General features: G+C 75.1%; 14 protein-coding genes. 10 read left to right on the top strand and 4 right to left on the bottom strand.

What is annotated here, in order from left to right; genetic code table 11:
- Positions 1–67: 67 nt before the first annotated feature.
- The 6 genes from infB to ACLJTM_RS33785 all read left to right on the top strand — a co-directional run bounded on the left by infB (position 68) and on the right by ACLJTM_RS33785 (position 10,242).
- Positions 68–3,187, top strand: a complete 3,120-nt coding sequence (gene infB, locus ACLJTM_RS33810) for a translation initiation factor IF-2 (RefSeq protein WP_411107651.1) — start codon at positions 68–70, stop codon at positions 3,185–3,187.
- Between the two features lie 160 nt (positions 3,188–3,347).
- On the top strand, positions 3,348–3,641 hold the full coding sequence (locus ACLJTM_RS33805) for a DUF503 domain-containing protein (RefSeq protein WP_030161467.1): 294 nt from the start codon (positions 3,348–3,350) through the stop codon (positions 3,639–3,641).
- Between the two features lie 40 nt (positions 3,642–3,681).
- A complete protein-coding gene (gene rbfA, locus ACLJTM_RS33800) occupies positions 3,682–4,137 on the top strand; it encodes a 30S ribosome-binding factor RbfA (RefSeq protein ID WP_411107650.1) in 456 nt (151 codons plus the stop codon).
- Positions 4,134–5,069, top strand: a complete 936-nt coding sequence (truB, locus tag ACLJTM_RS33795; protein ID WP_411107649.1) for a tRNA pseudouridine(55) synthase TruB — start codon at positions 4,134–4,136, stop codon at positions 5,067–5,069. Before rbfA ends, truB begins: the two co-directional genes overlap by 4 nt.
- A 326-nt stretch (positions 5,070–5,395) precedes the next feature.
- The gene (locus ACLJTM_RS33790; protein ID WP_411107648.1) at positions 5,396–9,109 is read left to right on the top strand and encodes a serine protease; all 3,714 of its coding nucleotides are present in this window, start codon (positions 5,396–5,398) and stop codon (positions 9,107–9,109) included.
- Positions 9,110–9,285: 176 nt separating this feature from the next.
- Positions 9,286–10,242, top strand: a complete 957-nt coding sequence (locus ACLJTM_RS33785; protein WP_411107647.1) for a bifunctional riboflavin kinase/FAD synthetase — start codon at positions 9,286–9,288, stop codon at positions 10,240–10,242.
- A 108-nt stretch (positions 10,243–10,350) separates the two neighbouring features.
- Here ACLJTM_RS33785 and ACLJTM_RS33780 read toward each other — a convergent pair whose 3' ends face one another.
- The 3 genes from ACLJTM_RS33780 to eccE form a co-directional block, all read right to left on the bottom strand.
- On the bottom strand, positions 10,351–12,924 hold the full coding sequence (locus ACLJTM_RS33780; RefSeq protein ID WP_411107646.1) for an SCO5717 family growth-regulating ATPase: 2,574 nt from the start codon (positions 12,922–12,924) through the stop codon (positions 10,351–10,353).
- A gap of 106 nt (positions 12,925–13,030) precedes the next feature.
- Positions 13,031–13,729: a hypothetical protein gene (locus ACLJTM_RS33775; RefSeq protein ID WP_411107644.1), complete on the bottom strand. Its 699-nt coding sequence runs from the start codon at positions 13,727–13,729 to the stop codon at positions 13,031–13,033.
- Positions 13,726–15,000: a type VII secretion protein EccE gene (gene eccE / locus ACLJTM_RS33770; RefSeq protein WP_411107643.1), complete on the bottom strand. Its 1,275-nt coding sequence runs from the start codon at positions 14,998–15,000 to the stop codon at positions 13,726–13,728. The genes ACLJTM_RS33775 and eccE overlap by 4 nt, the downstream gene beginning before the upstream one ends.
- A 256-nt stretch (positions 15,001–15,256) precedes the next feature.
- Between eccE and eccB the strand changes: the two genes are divergently transcribed.
- From eccB to ACLJTM_RS33750, 4 genes are all read left to right on the top strand, one after another.
- Positions 15,257–16,840: a type VII secretion protein EccB gene (gene eccB, locus ACLJTM_RS33765; protein WP_411107642.1), complete on the top strand. Its 1,584-nt coding sequence runs from the start codon at positions 15,257–15,259 to the stop codon at positions 16,838–16,840.
- A gap of 2 nt (positions 16,841–16,842) precedes the next feature.
- Complete coding sequence (gene mycP / locus ACLJTM_RS33760; RefSeq protein ID WP_411107641.1) at positions 16,843–18,123, top strand: type VII secretion-associated serine protease mycosin; 1,281 nt, start codon at positions 16,843–16,845, stop codon at positions 18,121–18,123.
- Between the two features lie 210 nt (positions 18,124–18,333).
- Entirely contained in the window at positions 18,334–18,675 is a 342-nt protein-coding gene (locus tag ACLJTM_RS33755) for a WXG100 family type VII secretion target (RefSeq protein WP_411107640.1), read from the top strand.
- A gap of 47 nt (positions 18,676–18,722) precedes the next feature.
- Positions 18,723–19,031 (top strand): WXG100 family type VII secretion target, encoded by a 309-nt coding sequence (locus tag ACLJTM_RS33750; RefSeq protein WP_411107639.1) that lies wholly within the window; start codon positions 18,723–18,725, stop codon positions 19,029–19,031.
- A gap of 114 nt (positions 19,032–19,145) precedes the next feature.
- On the opposite strand, the gene ACLJTM_RS33745 is transcribed toward ACLJTM_RS33750, so the two are convergent.
- Entirely contained in the window at positions 19,146–19,391 is a 246-nt protein-coding gene (locus ACLJTM_RS33745; protein ID WP_411107638.1) for a DUF397 domain-containing protein, read from the bottom strand.
- Between the last annotated feature and the right edge of the window lie 34 nt (positions 19,392–19,425).

Raw genomic sequence — 19,425 nt, 5'->3', positions numbered from 1 at the left:
GAGTACGCGATGAGTACGCCCATGAAGTAGCGACGGTCCGGCGTAACCCGGACCTAAAAGGAGCGAAGTGGCTAAGGTCCGGGTATACGAACTCGCCAAGGAGTTCGGGGTGGAGAGCAAGGTCGTCATGGCCAAGCTCCAAGAACTCGGTGAATTCGTCCGTTCGGCGTCCTCGACGATCGAGGCGCCGGTTGTACGCAAGTTGACTGACGCACTGCAGGGGCCCGGCGGCAACGCCGGCAAGTCCGCTGCGAAGCCCGGCGCGCCCCGCAAGGCCGCGCCCGCAAAGCCCGCGGCGCCCTCCCCGGCCGCCGCGGCACGTCCTGCCGCACCGAAGCCCGGCGTACCGGCGGCTCCCAAGCCTGCCGCTGCTGCCGAGGCCCCGGCCGCCGGCAACCCGGTGACTCCGGCCGCAAGCGGCCCGCGTCCCGGCCCGAAGGCTCCGGCCGCCCCGAAGCCCGCTCCGGCGGCCCCCGTGGCGACCGAGTTCTCCGCGCCTCCGGCGGCTCCGGCCGCCCCGGCGCGCACCGAGCGTCCCGCCGCGGCTCCGGGTCCCCGTCCGGCGCAGCAGCGTCCGGCGGCCCAGGGCGGCCAGGCCGGCGCCCGTCCCGGCGCCCCGCGCCCGGCCGGCGCCACCCCCGGCGGCCAGGCCCCGCGCCCCGCGGGTGCACAGTCCCCGCGCCCCCAGGGCGCCCGTCCGGCGGGTCCCCGTCCGGGCAACAACCCCTTCACCTCCGGCGGCTCGACCGGCATGGCGCGCCCGCAGGCGCCCCGTCCGGCCGGCGCCCCCCGTCCCGGTGCCCCCGGCGCCGGCGGCGGCCAGGGTGCTCCGCGTCCGCAGGGCGGCCCCGGCGGCGCCCCGCGTCCGCAGGGCCAGGGTGCGGGCCGTCCGACCCCGGGCGGCATGCCCCGCCCGCAGGGCGGCGCTCCGCGTCCGGGTGGTGCCCCCGGCGGTAACCGTCCGAACCCGGGCATGATGCCGCAGCGTCCCGCTGCCGGTGGTCCCGGTCCCCGTCCCGGCGGCGGCCCCGGTGGCCGTGGTCCCGGTGCGGGTGGCGCGCGTCCCGGCGGCGCCGGTCGTCCCGCGGGCGGCGGCTTCGCCGGCCGTCCGGCCGGTCCCGGCTCGCGTCCCGGCGGCGGTGGCGGCTTCGGCGGCCCGCGTCCCGGCGGCGGCGGCTTCGGCGGCGGTCCGGCCGGTGCCGGTGGCGGCGGTCGTCCCGGCTTCGGCGGGCGTCCCGGCGGTCCCGGTGCCCGCGGTGGCACGCAGGGTGCCTTCGGCCGTCCCGGCGGTCCGGCCCGTCGTGGCCGCAAGTCCAAGCGCCAGAGGCGCCAGGAGTACGAGGCCATGCAGGCCCCGTCCGTCGGCGGCGTGATGCTGCCGCGCGGCCAGGGCGAGACCGTTCGCCTGTCGCGCGGTGCCTCCCTCACCGACTTCGCGGAGAAGATCAACGCCAACCCGGCGTCGCTCGTCGCCGTGATGATGAACCTCGGCGAGATGGTCACTGCCACGCAGTCCGTCTCCGACGAGACGCTCGAAATGCTGGCCGGCGAGATGAACTACGTCGTCCAGATCGTCAGCCCGGAGGAAGAGGACCGCGAGCTCCTCGAGGGCTTCGACATCGAGTTCGGCGAGGACGAGGGCGGCGAGGAATACCTCATGCCGCGTCCGCCGGTCGTGACCGTCATGGGTCACGTCGACCACGGTAAGACCCGACTGCTCGACGCCATCCGCAAGACGAACGTCGTTGCGGGCGAGGCCGGCGGCATCACGCAGCACATCGGTGCGTACCAGGTCGGCACCGAGGTCAACGGTGAAGAGCGCAAGATCACCTTCATCGACACCCCGGGTCACGAGGCGTTCACCGCCATGCGTGCCCGTGGTGCCAAGTCGACCGACATCGCGATCCTCGTGGTCGCGGCCAACGACGGCGTCATGCCGCAGACGATCGAGGCGCTCAACCACGCCAAGGCCGCCGGCGTCCCGATCGTCGTCGCGGTCAACAAGATCGACGTCGAGGGTGCGGACCCGGTCAAGGTGCGCGGTCAGCTCACCGAGTTCGGTCTGGTCGCCGAGGAGTACGGCGGCGACACGATGTTCGTCGACATCTCCGCCAAGCAGGGTCTGCACATCGACTCCCTGCTGGAGGCCGTCGTCCTCACCGCCGACGCCTCGCTCGACCTGCGCGCCAACCCGGAGCAGGACGCTCAGGGTATTGCGATCGAGTCCCACCTCGACCGCGGCCGCGGTGCCGTCGCCACCGTCCTCGTCCAGCGCGGTACCCTCCGCGTCGGCGACACGATGGTCGTGGGCGACGCCTACGGCCGAGTGCGCGCCATGCTCGACGACAAGGGCAACAACGTCGAGGAAGCGGGTCCGTCGACCCCCGTCCTGGTCCTGGGTCTCACCAACGTCCCCGGTGCCGGCGACAACTTCCTCGTCGTCGACGAGGACCGGACGGCCCGTCAGATCGCCGAGAAGCGTGCTGCGCGTGAGCGCAACGCCAACTTCGCCAAGCGCGTCCGTCGTGTGTCCCTCGAAGACCTCGACTCCGTGCTCAAGGCCGGTCTGGTCCAGGAACTCAACCTCATCATCAAGGGCGACGCGTCCGGTGCGGTCGAGGCTCTCGAGTCCTCGCTGCTCCAGCTCGACGTCGGTGAAGAGGTCGACATCCGGGTCCTGCACCGCGGTGTGGGTGCGGTCACCGAGTCCGACATCTCGCTGGCGATGGGCTCCGACGCCATCGTCATCGGTTACAACGTCCGTGCGGCCGGCCGTGCCGCGCAGATGGCGGACCGCGAGGGCGTCGACGTCCGCTACTACTCGGTGATCTACCAGGCCATCGAGGAGATCGAGGCGGCCCTGAAGGGTCTCCTCAAGCCGGAGTACGAAGAGGTCGAGCTCGGTACGGCGGAGGTCCGCGAGATCTTCCGCTCGTCCAAGCTGGGCAACATCGCCGGTGTCCTCATCCGGTCCGGCGAGGTCAAGCGCAACACCAAGGCGCGGCTCCTGCGCGATGGCAAGGTCATCGCGGAGAACCTCAACATCTCGGGTCTGCGCCGCTTCAAGGACGACGTCACCGAGATCCGCGAAGGCTTCGAGGGCGGTATCAACCTCGGCAGCTACAACGACATCAAGATCGACGACGTCATCGCGACGTACGAGATGCGCGAGAAGCCCCGCGCGTAAGCGCGAGGCGGTTTGCACCGTGTCGTAACTCGTGGTACCGGGGCCGGTCGGCGGAATATCCGTCGATCGGCCCCGGCCGTTGCGTGTACGGTTCTGGTGACCCTGCCGAGCGACGGCCGGCAGGCCACCGAACCCGCACCGGCGGGATATCCGGATCTGCATGTACGTGGGGACTCTGTCCTTCGACCTGCTCCTCGGCGACGTCCACTCGCTGAAGGAGAAACGCTCCGTCGTCCGGCCCATCGTCGCCGAGCTCCAGCGCAAGTTCTCCGTGAGCGCGGCAGAAGTGGGCGATCAGGACCTCCACCGCAGGGCCCGTATCGGGGTCGCTCTGGTGAGTGGGGACACGGGGTTCCTCTCGGACGTACTGGACCGCTGCGAGCGGCTGGTCGCGGCGCGTCCGGAAGTGGAGCTGCTGTCCGTACGACGGCGCCTCCACGGTGATGAAGACTGACTTATGGCTTGTCTGCACGACAGAAGAAGGAGACGGACCAGTGGCCGACAATGCGCGGGCGAAGAAGCTGGCGGACCTCATCCGGGAGGTGGTGGCCGAGAAGCTGCTGCGCGGAGTCAAGGACCCCCGCCTCGGCACGCACGTGACGATCACGGACACCCGCGTCACCGGCGACCTGCGGGAGGCCACGGTCTTCTACACGGTCTACGGTGACGACGAGGACCGGGCCAGCGCGGCAGCGGGCCTGGAGAGCGCCAAGGGCGTGCTGCGGTCCGCGGTCGGCCGGGCGGCGGGGACGAAGTTCACCCCCACCCTGACCTTCGTCGCGGACGCCCTCCCGGAGAACGCGAAGACCATCGAGGACCTCCTCGACAAGGCGCGCTCCTCCGACGCCCAGGTGCGCGAGGTCTCCTCGGGCGCCAAGTACGCCGGCGAGGCCGACCCGTACAAGAAGCCGGGCGAGGACGAGGACGACGAGGACGCAGCCGCGGAATGAGCAACGACGCAGGGAAGACTCCCGGGGGCCCCTCCCGGCCGGAGGCCGGGGGAGGCCTCGTCATCGTCGACAAGCCGTCCGGTTTCACCTCGCACGACGTGGTCGCGAAGATGCGCGGCATCGCCAGGACCCGCCGCGTCGGCCATGCCGGCACCCTCGACCCGATGGCGACGGGCGTGCTGGTCCTGGGCGTGGAGAAGGCCACCAAGCTCCTCGGCCACCTCGCGCTCACGGAGAAGGAGTACCTCGGCACGATCCGCCTGGGCCAGAACACCCTGACGGACGACGCCGAGGGTGAGACCACCTCCTCCACGGACGCCTCCGGGGTCACCCGGGAAGCCGTGGACGCGGGCATCGCCAAACTGTCGGGCGAGATCATGCAGGTCCCCTCCAAGGTCAGCGCCATCAAGATCAAGGGCGTGCGCTCCTACAAGCGCGCCCGCGACGGCGAGGACTTCGAGATCCCGGCCCGGCCGGTGACCATCTCTTCGTTCCAGGTCTACGACATGCGCGAGGCCCGGGCCGAGGACGGCACCGAGGTCGTCGACCTCGTCGTGTCGGTGGTCTGCTCCAGCGGTACGTACATCCGGGCCCTGGCCCGGGACCTCGGCGCCGACCTCGGCGTCGGCGGGCACCTGACCGCGCTGCGGCGCACCCGGGTCGGCCCGTACAAGATCGACCGGGCGCGGACCCTGGACCAGCTCCAGGAGGAGCTGACCGTCATGCCGATCGGCGAGGCGGCCGCGGCGGCCTTCCCGCGCTGGGACCTGGACGCGCGGCGGGCCGCGCTGCTCGCCAACGGGGTCCGCATCGACATGCCGGAGGTGTACGAGGCCGGCAAGGCGGTGGCGGTGTACGGGCCGGACGGGCAGCTGCTCGGGCTCGTGGAGAGCAAGGGCGGCAAGGCGAAGTCCCTCGCGGTCTTCGCCTGAGCCCGGCGCGCCTGAGCCGGGCGCGCATGAGCCCGGCGCGCCTGAGCCCGGCGCGCCTGCGGGCCGGGCCCGCGGCGGCCCGGCGGCCGGCCCCTTCGGCTGCTTCGACGTGGAGCGGTGAGCGCACACCGACTGCTGCTCACCGCTCCACGACCCCCCTCGGGTAGGTCTCTATCCACCCGGACCCCGGTATTCACCCGTCCGAGCAGGCGCTCGGAGTGAATGGAGGGAGCGTAGGGGGGCGCGTTCGTCCTGCGTTCTTTTCCCGCTGATCTTCACCTGCCTACCGTCGTGAGGACGGAGCGTGGCGGGGGAGTGATGCGGCTGTGGCGACAGACGGGGCCGGCGGGGCCTGCGGGACCTGCGAGCCTGATGAGGACACCGGCAAGACCGGCGGCGTCGTGGAACTCCTCGGCATCGCCGACGCCGACGGGCTGCCCCGAGGCAGCGGATTCCTCGCCGACCACCAGGGGACGGTGGTCACCAGCCACGCGGCCGTCGCCGGGCTGCCCCGGGTACGGGTGCAGGCCCCCGGGCCGCACGGGCGGACCTGGCTGGCCGGCGCCGAGGACGTGGTCCTGCTGCCCGAGCTGGCGCTCGCGCTCGTACGGACCGACGGACTCGGGGTACGACCGCTGCCCGTGGCCGTGCGCGAGCCCGTCGCCCCGGGGACGTACGTGCGGATCGCCGCCCGGGGCTGGCGGCAGGCGCGGGTGCTGGGCGCCGTCCGGGCCGCCCGTCCGGCGCAGGACGCCGGTGGGGAACCGGCCGCGGTGCCGGCCGTGGAACTGGTGATGGGCACCGACGGGCGCGACGCCCTGCGGACCGGCGGGGAGGCCTGCGGAGGCCCGGTCCTGGACGCCGCCACCGGAGCCGTGCTCGCGGTGCTGAACACCGCCCTGCAGACGGAGCACCGCAGCGCGGACCTCGCCGTAACGCTGCGGGCAGCCGCCGCGGCCGACCCGGCGGGCCCCCTCGCCGCCCTGCTGGAACGCAATGCGGCGACCGTGCCGGGCCACGGCGCGGACCTCAACCTCGCCGGCGCCCTGGAGCTCACCGCGACCACCCTGGGTGCGGCCTTCCCGCCGTCGACCCGGCCGGGCCACGCCCTCCCGGCGGCCTTGCGCACCGCCGCCGGACCCGAGGTCCGCCCCGGTCTCCCGCCGGTGCATCCGCCCGCCGGGCCCGCGGCCGACCCCGTGGAGCGGCCGGACCTCGCCGCCGCCCTGGACGCCTTCACGGCCGGGGACCGGCCCGTCCTCGGCCTGGTCGGCGCACCCGGCAGCGGCCGGACCACGGCGCTGGCCGCCCTCGCCGCCCGCCGGGCGCAGGGGGCCCGCCCCGCCCCGACCCTGTGGCTGCGCGGGGCCGACCTGCTCGCCGGGGACGGTTCGGTGGCCGCCGCCGCGGCCCGCGCCCTGGCTGCGGCGAGCCGCACGGTCGCCGCCTCCGGGCCGGTCCCGGACGGGGTCGGCAGCCCCGGCGCGTGGGCCGCCCTGGACCCGGCCGGGGGACCCTGGTCGGAGCGTGCGCACCCCGCGGCCGCCGGATCCCCGAGGGCCGTCCCGGGCGGGGACGGGGCCGCGCGCGCGGAGGGGGACGCCGAGGGGCTCGCCGGACGGGTCGCCCGGCTGGGCGCGGGAGCCGGGCGGGCGCTGCTGATCGTCCTGGACGCCCCGGAGGAGATGCCGCCGGAGCAGGCCCGCCGCCTGCGGCCCTGGACCGAGGCCACCACCGCCTGGCTCCGCGCGACCGGAGCACGCATGGTCGTCGCCACCCGCCCCGAGCACTGGGAGCGGGCCGGGGCCCTCTACCCGCCCGGCGCCCTCTGCACCCCGGCCCGGGCACCCCGGCGGATGCCGCCCGCCCTTCCGGTCGGCGACCTCACCCCTGCCGAGGCCGAGGAGGCCCGCAAGCGTCTGGGCGTGCCCGCCGAGGCCGTGGTTCAGGCCGATGCCCGCCACCCGCTCACGCTGGGCCTGCTCGCCGGGATCCGCGCCGCCGGGGTAACCGCCGGCCGTCCCGGACGCGAGGAGGTCTTCGCCGCCCATGTGGACCTGCTGTGCCTGCGCGCGGCCGTCCGCATCGCCGCAGCCGGGGCCGGCCCCGCCGGGGTGCACGGCCCGGGGGTGCGGCGGCTCGCCGCGCGGGTGGCGGGCCGGGTGCACGAGGCCGCCCGGCGGTGCCTGGGGCCGGGGCAGGGGCAGTTGGACCGGGACTCCTTCGAGGAACTGTTCCCCTGGCGCACCGGCTGGGCCGCGGCCGTGCTCGCCGAAGGACTGCTCGTGCCCGCCGGGCCCGGCTACCGCTTCGCCCACGAGGAGCTGTCCGACTGGCTCCAGGGCGGCCGGCTGGACGTCCCGACGGCCCTGGCCTCGCTCGTCCGCCACCCCGCCGACCCGGTACCGGTGCCCCGGCACCGGACCGGACCCGTCCTGGAAGCCGTGCAGCGGCTCCCGGCGGACGAGCGGCACCGGACCCTCATGAACCTCGTCCACCACCTCAACGCCCTGGCCGAAGCCCCGCCGGACGCCGGCCCGGCCCCCGGGAAGGAGGCCGAGGAGGACGACGCCGGACTCGCCGGCCGGGCGTGGTGGACGGCCCGGCTGGTGCGGGACACCCTGCTGAGGGCGTCCGACGCCCGGCCGTACCTGCCGGTCCTGCACGCCCTCGCCGAACACGTGAACCGGGCCGGGCCGGGCGAGTTCGGAGGCTGGTTCTGGAACCGGCTCCGGCTGCCCGAGCCCGACCGGCTCGACCTGCTGCGCCGGCTGCTGCCCGCCGACCCCGCCGAAGCCGTCCCCGGAGACCGCTACCTCGACGCCGCCGCCCGCCGCCTCGCCCGGGACCCGCAGCGCGTCCAGCCGCTGCTGTGCGCCTGGTTCACCGACGGGCGCCGGCTGCGCGGCCGTCCCGGCGCCACCGTCGCCGCCGCGGCCCAGGCCCTGCTGCACACCCACCGCCGCCTCGCCGTCGACGACCTGACCGAGGCGCTCGTCGCCGCCGCGCACCCGGACGCCGACGAACTCCTCGCCGTCCTCGCCGAGGAGGAGCCCTCCGCACTGTGCCGGGCCGTCGACCGCTGGGCGCACGACGAACGGCCCGCGCGCCGGGTCGCGGCCGCCGTCTACGGGCAGGCCGCCGCCCCGCACGTGCGCACCCCCGCCGACCGCGACCTGCTGCGCCGCGCCGCCCAGGCGCTGCTGGCCCGTCCCGCCGACGCCGCCCTGCACGGCAGCGCCCTCGCGGTGCTGCTGCGCGACCCGCAGGTGCGCGGCCGGTACCTGCCCCAGGCCCTGGACTCCTTCCGCGGAACCGGTCCCGGCCCCGGCCCCGCGGCCGGGCAGGGGTGCCGGCTCCCGGCGGCGACCCTGGTGGCGGTCCTGCCCGTACTGCCCGACCAGGACGCGGTGTTCGCCGCGCTGCGCGAGCGCGCCGACGGCGAGGTGCTGCGCGCCCTGGCCGCGCTGACGACGCCCGCGCTGGCCCGCCGAGCCGGTGACCTCGTACGGGAGCACCTCGGCCGCCGCCCCGAGGACGCCCCGCACGGCGCCGCCTTCGTGGACCGGCGCCTGGAGCAGGGCCCGGCCGCGGAACCGGTGCTGCGGCCGCTGGTGCTCGACCTGCTCCGGTCCGCCCCGGCGGGGGTGCGCGCCGAGCTGGCCGTGGTGCTGGGCGCTCCCGGCGGCGAACCCTCGCACCCGCTGCGGGGCGAGCTGGCCGACGTCCTGCTGCGGGAGGAGGGCGACCCGCAGGTCCTGGACGCCTTCCTCGGGGCGGTGTCGGCCGGCGCCGGCGTACGGGCGCCCGGCCGGACGCGGGACCTGCTGCAGCGCACCGGCCGCCAGCTGATGCGGGTGCCCGGCGGGCCCGCGGTCTTCGAGCGGCGGACGGTGGAGCTGGCCCGCAGCGACCCGGCTTTCGGCGCACTCGTGGCCCGCTGGATGGCTGAAGCCGCCGCGGAGGCGGCCGCGCTGCTGGGTCCCAGCGCGCGCCGGACGGTGGAGACGCTCCGTACGGCCGCCGCGGACGTGACCTGAGGCGGCGGGCGGGCCCGGCCGCGGCCCCGGGCCCGGCGGACGGGGCGGGCGGGCCCGGCCGCGGCCCCGGGCCCGGCGGACGCCGATGCGGGCCACCGGCCACCGGCATGGCAGTCTTAGACCTGCAATCGGCAATCAGTTCAAAGACGACACGGTTCGGGCGAGGAGCGGTCACAGTGCAGCGCTGGCGTGGCTTGGAGGACATCCCCCAGGACTGGGGACGCAGCGTCGTCACCATCGGCTCGTACGACGGCGTGCACCGGGGCCACCAGCTGATCATCGGGCGGGCCGTGGCCGCGGCCCGCGCGCTGGGCGTCCCGTCGGTCGTCGTCACCTTCGACCCGCACCCCAGCGAGGTCGTCCGCCCCGGCAGCCACCCGCCGATCCTGGCCCGCTACGACCGGCGCGCCGAGCTGATGTCGGGCCTCGGGGTGGACGCCCTGCTGATCCTGCCGTTCACGGCGGAGTTCTCGCAGCTGTCCCCGGCCGACTTCATCGTGAAGGTCCTCGTCGACAAGCTGCACGCACGCGCCGTCATCGAAGGCCCCAACTTCCGCTTCGGCCACCGGGCCGCCGGGAACGTCGACTTCCTGCGCGAGCTGGGTGCCACCTACGACTACGAGGTCGAGGTCGTGGACCTGGTCGAGCGGGGCGAGGCGGGCGGCGGCGTGCCGTTCTCCTCGACGCTGGCCCGCAGGCTGGTCGCCGAGGGCGACATCGAGGGGGCCGCGGAGATCCTGGGCCGGCCGCACCGGGTCGAGGGCGTCGTGGTGCGCGGCGCGCAGCGGGGCCGGGAACTGGGCTACCCCACGGCCAACGTCGAGACGCAGCCGCACACCGCCATCCCGGCGGACGGGGTGTACGCGGGCTGGCTGACGGCGGACGGCGAGCGGATGCCCGCGGCGATCTCGGTCGGGACGAACGTCCAGTTCGACGCCACCGAGCGGACCGTCGAGGCGTACGCGATCGACCGCATCGGGCTGGACCTCTACGGCATGCACGTGGCGGTGGACTTCCTGTCCTACGTGCGCGGGATGGCGAAGTTCGAGTCCCTGGACGGGCTGTTGGAGGCCATCGCGGACGACGTGAAGCGGGCCCGGGTGCTGACGGACGCCTACGACGCGCAGCGCTGACGCTCCACCGCAGAAGCACCAGCAGAAGCAGAGGTGACGGGTGAGGGCCCGTACCAGCCCCGATCGGGGTCGGTACGGGCCCTCGCCCGTCTGCGGTCGCCGGTCCGCTCAGCCGAGGCGCGGGTCGCGCGCCGGCGGCGGAGGCTGCTGCGGGTGCTGCCCGGGCTGGGGGGCCGGGGGCTGCTGCCAGGGCTGGCCGGGCTGCGGGTAGGGCCCGCCGTACGGCTGCGGGGGCTGCGGCTGCTGCGGGGGCTGCTGGTACGGCCCCGGCTGGCCGGGGTGGCCCTGCGGGCTGCCGTACGGCTGCTGCGGCGCCGGGTGCCCGCCGTGCGGGGGCTGCTGCGGAGCACCCCAGTGGTGCTGCGCGCTCTGCTGCTGGGCCCGCACGAAGTCCTCGGCCACGAGGGCGGACAGGTTGAAGTACGCCTCGCGGGTCTTGGGGCGCATCATGTCCAGGTCGACTTCGGCGCCGGCCGCGAGGTGCTCGTCGAAGGGCACCACGACGACGCCGCGGCAGCGGGTCTCGAAGTGCTGCACGATGTCCTCGATCTTGATCATCTTGCTGGTCTCGCGGACCCCCGAGATGACGGTGAGGGAGCGCGAGACCAGATCGGCGTACCCGTGCGCCGAGAGCCAGTCCAGCGTGGTGCTGGCGCTGCTGGCGCCGTCCACCGACGGGGTCGAGATGATGATCAGCTGGTCGGCGAGGTCCAGGACGCCGCGCATGGCGGAGTACAGGAGCCCGGTGCCCGAGTCGGTGAGGACGATCGGGTACTGGCGTCCCACGGTCTCGATGACGCGGCGGTAGTCCTCGTCGTTGAAGGTGGTGGAGACGGCCGGGTCGACGTCGTTGGCGATGATCTCCAGCCCGGACGGGGCCTGCGAGGTGAACCGCCGGATGTCCATGTACGAGTGGAGGTACGGGATCGCCTGGACCAGGTCCCGGATGGTGGCGCCGGTCTCGCGGCGCACCCGGCGGCCGAGGGTGCCGGCGTCCGGGTTCGCATCGATGGCCAGGATCTTGTCCTGGCGCTCGGTGGCGAGGGTGGCGCCCAGGGCCGTGGTGGTCGTGGTCTTGCCGACGCCGCCCTTGAGGCTGATGACGGCGATGCGGTAGCAGGACATCACCGGGGTGCGGATCAATTCGAGCTTGCGCTGGCGCTCGGCCTCGGCGGCCTTGCCGCCGAAGCGGAACAGCCCGCCGCCCGCGCCGGCACCGCCGCCGTTGTTCTTGGGCTTCTGCTTGGTGCGCAGCAGGCGGTCGGAGGACAGCTCGACGGCCGCCGTGTAGCCGAGCGGCGCCCCACCGGTGGCCTGGCCGGCCGGGTAGGAGTCGTGCGGCTGGTGCGGGGCCTGCTGCTGCGGCGCACCGGACCAGGAGGCACCGCCGCGGGGATCGAACTGCGGCTGCGGCAGCGGCTGCTGTGCCTGCGGCGGGAGCCCGTACCCCTGCGGGGTCTGGGGCTCGGGCTGCGCGGGGCCTTGGGGCGGGAAGCCGTAGCCCTGCGGGGCTGGGGCCTGCGGCTGTGCCGGCGCGGGGCCCTGGGGCGGGAAGCCGTAGCCCTGCGGGGCCTGGGGCGGGGACCCGTACCCCTGCGGGGCCTGGGGCTCGGGCTGCGCGGGGCCCTGGGGCGGGAAGCCGTAGCCCTGCGGGGCCTGCGGCGGGGACCCGTACCCCTGCGGGGTCTGGGGCTCGGGCTGCGCGGGGCCCTGGGGCGGGAAGCCGTAGCCCTCGGGTGCGCCGGAGACCGCGAACGCGGGGGGCGGAGGTGGGAGTTCGCCCCCGGCGCCGGTGAACGGGGAGACGCCCTCGGCGGGGGGCTCGTGCGGGCCGGCGGCCTCCTTCACTCCGTCGGGGCCGGGCGGCACCGCGCCGGGTCCCCCGAAAGGAGTCTCCCCGGCGGAAGCCGCGACGGCCTCCCCGTCGGCCGCAGCGCGCGCGCCGGACGCGGCCTCGGCCGGTGCCGCGGGCGGTGCGTCGGCCGGGGCCGGGGCGCCGTAGGGCGCGGGCGGCGCCGGGTGCGGCGGTGCGTCGGCCGGAGCCGGGGCCGCGGAGGGCGCGGGCGGGACCGGGGCGGGGGCGGCGGACGGGGCCGCCGCGGCCCCGGACCCCTCGGCCTTGACCGCGTAGGGCGCCGGGGGCGCGGGCGGCGCGTCGGACGGCGCCGGGGCCGCTGCCGGCGGGGCCGGGTGGGCCGGGGCTCGGTGGGGCTCCGGGGCCGGGGCCTGAGCCGCAGCCGGGCCGCCGAACGGCGCAGCCGGCGCGTCCGCCGGGGTAGGGGCAGGGGCGGGGGCCGGGTCCGCGTACGGGTCACGGGGAGCCGGAGCCGCGGGAGGCGGCGGCGGGGTCGCGGCCTCCGCCGCCCCGGCAGGCTCGGGCGACAGCGCGGCCGGGCTGCCCGGCGCCGCTCCGGGCGTCCCGTCCGACGGGGTCCGCTGGGCGGGCGGCGCGATCCGCATCGTCGGCGGCGAGGCCACGTCCGAGGGGCGGTGCGGCTCGAACCCGCTGCCCTCGGGCAGCCCCGGCACCGCGGCGGCCGGGGCCGCCGCGCCCTGGGTGTACCAGGCCGGCGGGGTGTAGTCGATGGTGAACTCGCCCGTGACCTCGGGCTCCGCGTCGGACTGATCGTCCGTCGGGACGTCCCACGTCCCGCCGCGCCTCTCGTTCCGATCGCCGTTCACTGGTCCTCCTGGTCTGTCGAACACCGGTCCGGCGTCCACCTCGACGCCACGCCCGCACCCAGCCTAATCGCGACCGCGCCGCGTCCGCCCGCACCCCGGGCCCGGGTCAGTCGATGCGGCGCGCCGGGCCCAGCAGTCCCGTCTCCGCCTCGGTCCCCTGGGTCATCACGAACTGCCGGTCCCGCCGGGTGCACCAGAGCGTCACCCCGTCACCCAGGGTCGGCAGCGAATCCACCGCGGGCCGCGGCAGGTTCATCAGGCCGCCGATCCGCTCGGCCTCGTCGGGGGACACCCGCTGTACGCCCACCAGCGAGGACTGCTGGAGCAGCCGGGGCGCCGTCGGGCTCAGGTACGGCAGCAGAGTCAGCACGGACTGCCAGGGGCCGGCCACCATGCGGCCGCGCGGCGGCCGCATCCCGCAGTCGCGGACCACCAGCACCGGGCTGCCCGCGGACGCGCCCTGCGGAGGCACCCGGCCCACCTCGTGCAGGGTGACGCACTGCTGTCCGCCGCCGGCCGCCCTGGCCAGGCCCGACCAGGCCGGCCCGCGGCCGGTCTCCACCGCCACGCGCGCGCCGGTGGCCGCCGTGCGCAGCGCCAGCACCTGCGCCGTCCACAGGCCGCCGATGAGCGTCACCTCGTACGCCGTGGGCCGGTTGACACCGAGCACCGCCGGGCGGCCCTCGGCGTCCACCCCGATGACGACCCCGTCGTCCCCGACGGGCACCGCCAGCAAGTCCAGGTCCGCCGCGGGCACCACATGGCGCTCCCGCCGTGGTCCGACCAGTCCGAAACCGCCCCTCATCGCGCCCCTCCCAGCGGCAGCGAGGCCAGCAGCCCCGGTACCTGCTCGCGGTCGAGCCGTACCAGCCCGGCCTTCACGCCCCGTGCGGTGCGTTCCAACTCGCGCCGCGCCGCGACCAGTTCCTCGTCACTGCGTCCGGTCACCCGGATGTGCCCGGTCAGCGTCACCCCGTGCCGCTCCGCCGGGGCGAGCGTCAGGCTGAAGGTGGTCGCCAGGGCGGGCAGCGAGGTCAGCAGCGCCACGAACTGCGGCAGCCCCGCTCCCGCGCCGCCGAGCCGGGGCCAGCGGCCTATCCAGTAGGTGGTGTGCCGGCGGTCGTCGCAGCGCCAGGTCCGCGGGGTCTCCTCGGTCCGCCGGCCCGTGCCGGCCGAGCGGCCCGCCTGGGTGATCGCCATCGGGTTCGCGCACGAGGAGGTGGCCAGCGCTCCCGTCAGCTCCTGCTCCGTCAGCACGGTGGCCGTGTACCCGGCCCCGGCCAGGCGGCTCGCCAACTGGTCGGCGGCCCGCACCAGGCAGCGCTGCGCTCCCGCCGCCCCGCCGCCGCGCGCGGCGACCGCCTCGGGGCACAGCTCCGGGTCGAGCTTGAGCGCGATCCAGGTCAGCCGTACCGCCGGGGTGCCGGTCCGGGCCTGCAGCGGCGCGTAGTTGCGGGCGGCCGTCGACTGCGCGGGCAGGTGCGGAGCCGGCGCGGGCTGGGTGTGCTGCACCAGCTGTGCGGACTCCAGCCGGATGCCGTCCACCTCCAGGACGTCCCGGACCAGCGCCAGCGGCAGCGGCTTCGCGCCGCGGTCGGGCCGCAGCGCGGTGGCCTCGGTGTCCACCTGGACGACCGCGGACAGGAAGGTGCCGTCGCCGACCATCCCCACCGGCCGGCGCTCCCGGTCGCTGAACGTGAGCGTGCGCAGGGCCGGATCGGCTTCGACGAGGGGGGCCAGCCCCGGCTCGGTGCCCGCCGGCACGGTCAGGGCGTCGGCCCGGCGGCGCCGCGCGCGCAGGGCGAGCGCACCGCCGATCCACTCGGGCAGGGAGCGCTGGTGGCGGCGTACGACCGCGAGCAGGACGAGGACGACGGCCAGCACGCCGGCGGGCACCAGCAGCAGGGGTTCGACCACCCAGGCCGCCAACAGGGCCGCGGCGGCCACCTGGAGGAGTACGAGCTGTTGCAATCGGAACGGTCCGAACCGCCCCGGACTCGACCTCGGATGCGGTGTCACCCCGCCCCGTGCGGGTGCGGCCGCGCCCGCGGCCGGCTCGGTCGCCGTGGCCCTCACTCGCGCTCTTCCCCTTTCCGGGGCCGGGCCCCGTGGGCTCCGGCGCGGCGGGACACCCGCCGCACGGCTCCGGAGCCTTCCCCGTCCACCCCAACAAGACCTGACTACCCTGGTCCGGAAGCCGCCGAGCGGCACCCTCACCCTACCCGGGCCGTGCATACCGTCCGTCAAGAGGCATAGTAGGTGCCCGGTCCGACAATCGAGGCCCGGGGACCGTACCCACCTACCGGGCCGTGCGGGGGAGAAGCAGGCGGTCATGGCATCACGACGCGATGAGCTCAACGCGTACACCTTTGCGAAGCGGCGCACGGTCGCCGCGTTCCTCCAGCCCTCCGCCGCAGGGACCGAGGAGGGTGCGCCCAGGCCGCTGCGCACGATCCTGCCCGGAGTGGTCGTCGGGGCGCTGGTGGTCGCCGGGTTCGGTGCCTGGGGCATGTTCAAGCCCACGGCCCCCAAGGGCTGGGCGGACCCCGGTGTGCAGGTCATCGTGGGCAAGCAGTCGACGACCCGCTACGTGGTGCTGACGACCAAGGTCGACGGCAAGGAGCAGACCCGGCTGCACCCGGTGCTCAACCTGTCCTCCGCCCGACTGCTGCTGGACCCGCAGAAGTTCAAGGTGGTGCAGGTCGACGACAAGGTCCTGGACGCGGGCAGGCCCCCGCGCGGCCCCATCATCGGCATCCCGTACGCCCCCGACCGGCTCCCCGCCAAGGAGGACGCCGGCAAGGCCAAGCGGTGGGCCGTCTGCCAGCAGCCCGGCGGCAACGGCCAGGGGGTGCAGACCGCCACCTTCGTCCTCGCCGACCGCGAGGCGCACCTGACCGACGACGGCCGCCGGGTCACCGAGACCCAGTCGCTGTACGTCCAGAGCACCGGCGCGGGCAAGGAGCGCTACCTCGTCGACGCCTCCGGCACCAAGTACAAGTTCCCGGAGGGCACCCCCGCCGCGGGGACGATGACCACCGCCCTGGTCGGAACGGGCGCCGCCCCGCAGCAGGTCACCGAGCAGTGGCTGGCGACCCTGGACTCCGGCGAGGACCTGTCCTTCCCGCAGCTGCCGGGCAAGGCGGGCGCCGACGCGGGCGTCCAGGGCCTGGCCACCCCCGACAACAAGGTGGGCATGGTGCTCGTGGCGCAGACCGGCTCCGGCACACAGCACTACGTGGTGCTGCCGGGGAAGGTCGCGCCGGTCTCGGAGTTCGCGGCCTGGCTGCTGATCTCGGCGCCCGCCACCGACGGCCTCAACATGCACGGCAAGGCCCGCGAGGTCGACCTCCAGTCCCTCAACCCGGATCCCGCCCCCTTCCTGGGGGACGTGCGGTGGCCGCAGCGCAAGACGGAGCGGATCAACCAGAGCGGGCCGGCCGCCGCGACGGCCGCCACCGGATCAGGCAGCCGGGACACCGTCTGCAACGTCCTGCGCGCGGTCGACGGCCAGGGCAACCAGACCCTCAGCACCTGGGCGGGCACCGGCTTCCCCGTCGACATCACCGCCAGCGGTACCGGCGCCTACGTCACCCCGGGCTCGGGCCTCCTCTACACCCAGGTCCAGGGCAGGCAGACCACCGCCGGCGGCTCCCTCTTCCTCGTCACCGACACCGGCCTGCGGTACGCCGTCCAGGCCAACGGCGACAGCGACGCCGAGCAGTCCAGGATCGGCGCCCCCGACCAGCAGGCGAAGGGGGAGGGCGGGGACGCCCGCCCCGAGGCCAGCCAGGCGCAGATCCGGCTCGGGTACGCAGGCACCGTCCCGGCCATGGTGCCCATCGCCTGGTCGGAGTTCCTCTCCAAGGGCCCGCGCCTGGACACCAACGCGGCGCGCCAGCCGCAGGGTTCGTGACCATGGCCCAGCTGCCCCCGCTGCCGCGCCCGGCAGGGCTGCGCCCGGCCCTGCGCCGCACCGCGCTCCTCACCGCGGCCCTCGCCCTCCTCGCGGCGCCCACGGCGGGCGCCGCCGCCGCGGACGCCCCGCCGCGGCCCCCGGACGTGCTGCGGCTCGCCGGGGCGGGCGAGTGCACCTTCCCCATGAAGCAGCAGATCGAGGACCGCCCCTGGGCACTGCAGCGGCTGCTCCTGGACGCGCTCTGGGTGCAGACGAAGGGCAAGGACAAGGACGGCAGGAGCGTCCGGGTCGCGGTCATCGACACCGGGGTCGACCGGACCAACCCGCAGCTCAGCGGCGCCCTCGACACCGGAGCGGGCAAGGACCTCCTCGACCCCGGGGGCGGCGACGGCACGAACGACACCGTGGGCCACGGCACCAAGGTCGCGGGTCTGATCGCGGCCAGGCCGCAGAAGGGCACGGGCTTCGTCGGCCTGGCGCCTGAGGCCACGATCATCCCCATCCGGCAGAACGACGGGCAGGGCAAGGGCACCGCCCTGTCCCTGAGCCAGGCCATCGACCACGCGGTGGCCAAGGGGGCCCAGGTCATCAACATCTCCCAGGACACCGACACCCGGCTGGCCGCCGACTCCGCGCTCGCCACATCCGTCCGCAAGGCCCTCGACGCGAAGGTCGTGGTGGTGGCCTCGGCGGGCAACGACGGCCTCAGCGGGGAGAAGCGCAAGACCTACCCGGCGGCGTTCCCCGGGGTCCTGGCCGTGGCCGCCTCCGACCGCAACAACGAACGGGCCGCCTTCTCCCAGCCCGGTGACTTCGTCGGGGTCGCGGCGCCCGGCGTGGACATGGTCTCCACCGTCCCCGGCTTCGGCCAGTGCATCGACAACGGCACCAGCTTCTCCGCGCCGTACGTCGCCGGGGTGGCGGCCCTGCTGCGCGCCGAGCACCCGGAGTGGACCCCGCAGCAGGTCGTCTGGCAGATCCAGAACACCGCCGAGCGCTCCGTCAACGGCCGGGACGACTACGTGGGCTGGGGGGTGGTCGACCCGGTCCGCGCCGTCACCCAGGACCACGAGGCCCCCAAGGCCCCCGTACCGGACCCGGGCCCGCCGCACGCGGCGGCTCCGCAGGCCGCCGCCCTGCAGCTGACCGAGACGGCCCAGGAGCGCGAGGAGCGGTTCGGCACCTACGCTCTGGGCGTCGCAGCCCTCCTGATCGCCGTCATCACCGGGACGGCCACCGTCGTCCGGGATGCCCGAAAGCGCGGGCGCCGTTTGCTGTGAACGGTCACGGTTCACCAACGGAAGCGACCGGCCGGTGTTGGGCCAGGGCGATGAACTGACTAGAGTGACGGCAGACTTCACGAGTGTGATCGGGGGATCGCGTGAAGCGGAGGGGATGCCCGGGGCGCGTGGACCACACCGCGCCGGGGCCGGCCGATCCGCTGCGCAATCCGCCGGTTCTGCCGGCGAATTGAGAAGTGAGGAGCTTCGATGAGCACGAACACCTTCGGACTTGCGGACGATCCGGTCGTCCAGGCCAAGAACAAGATCTCCGAGACGGCCACCGCCGTGAGCAAGCAGGCTCGCGAACTGGCCGACATCCTCGCCACGGTGAGTGCGGGCTGGACCGGTGTGGGTGCCTCGGGCTTCCAGGACGCGCAGCGGGTCATCAACGAGGACCACGACGACATCCGCCGGCTCCTCGGGATCCTGCACAACGCCGTGTCGAAGACCAAGAACCTCAGCAACGCTCAGGACGACGACGTGCGTGCGGCGTTCAACGCCGTCCGCAACGACAGCCCGGGCAACACCTCCGGTCTCAACGCCCTCTGATCCAGGCCGTTTCCGCGTCACGTCCACCCCGCACGAAGGAGAAGAGCATGGCTGCCAACGACGGCCACACCAAGGTCCAGTACGAAAGCGTCCAGGCGATGGCGAACCGCATCCGCCAGGTCTCCAAGAACATCGTCGACGACCTGGTCGCGATGGACCAGGCGCTGAAGGTGGTCACGGACACCTGGGACGGTGAGGCCCACGCCGCGTACGAGGACCTCCAGCGCAAGTACAAGGGCAAGGCCGACCACATGAAGGACCGGCTGGAGAAGACCGCCGGCCTCATCGAGCGGGGCAAGGACGACTACCGCGCCACCGACAAGAAGGCCTCGCAGCTGTTCACCGAGGCCTACTGAGTCCGGCGGCCGGCGGCCCGTCCGCCCGGCCACGTGCGAAGGGGCGCGCCCGCACCGGGCGCGCCCCTTCGCCGTTGCCCTGCGGTACGGGCGGCCGCCCGTACCGCAGCGGCCTCAGGACTCCTGGCGGTCGAGGTCGAACTCGCCGTCCCTCGCGCCGAGGACGAAGGCCTCCCACTCGGCGGCGGTGTAGCGCAGCACCGTCTCGCGGTCCAGCGAGGACCGCATCGCCACCGCCCCCTCGGGGAGCCGCGCGATCTCGACGCGCTCCTCGTCCGGACTGGTCCCGGGCGGGCCCTCCCACTCGACGCCGCTGATGTCCAGCGCGTACAGCTCGTCCTTCTCCTGCTGGGTGCCCATGTGCGGCCCTTCCCTCGGTGGCGCGGTCTCCCCC

The sequence above is a fragment of the Streptomyces sp. cmx-4-9 genome, assembly GCF_046548835.1.
GTDB lineage: Bacteria > Actinomycetota > Actinomycetes > Streptomycetales > Streptomycetaceae > Streptomyces.
This window is presented reverse-complemented; position numbering and strand designations above follow the sequence as displayed.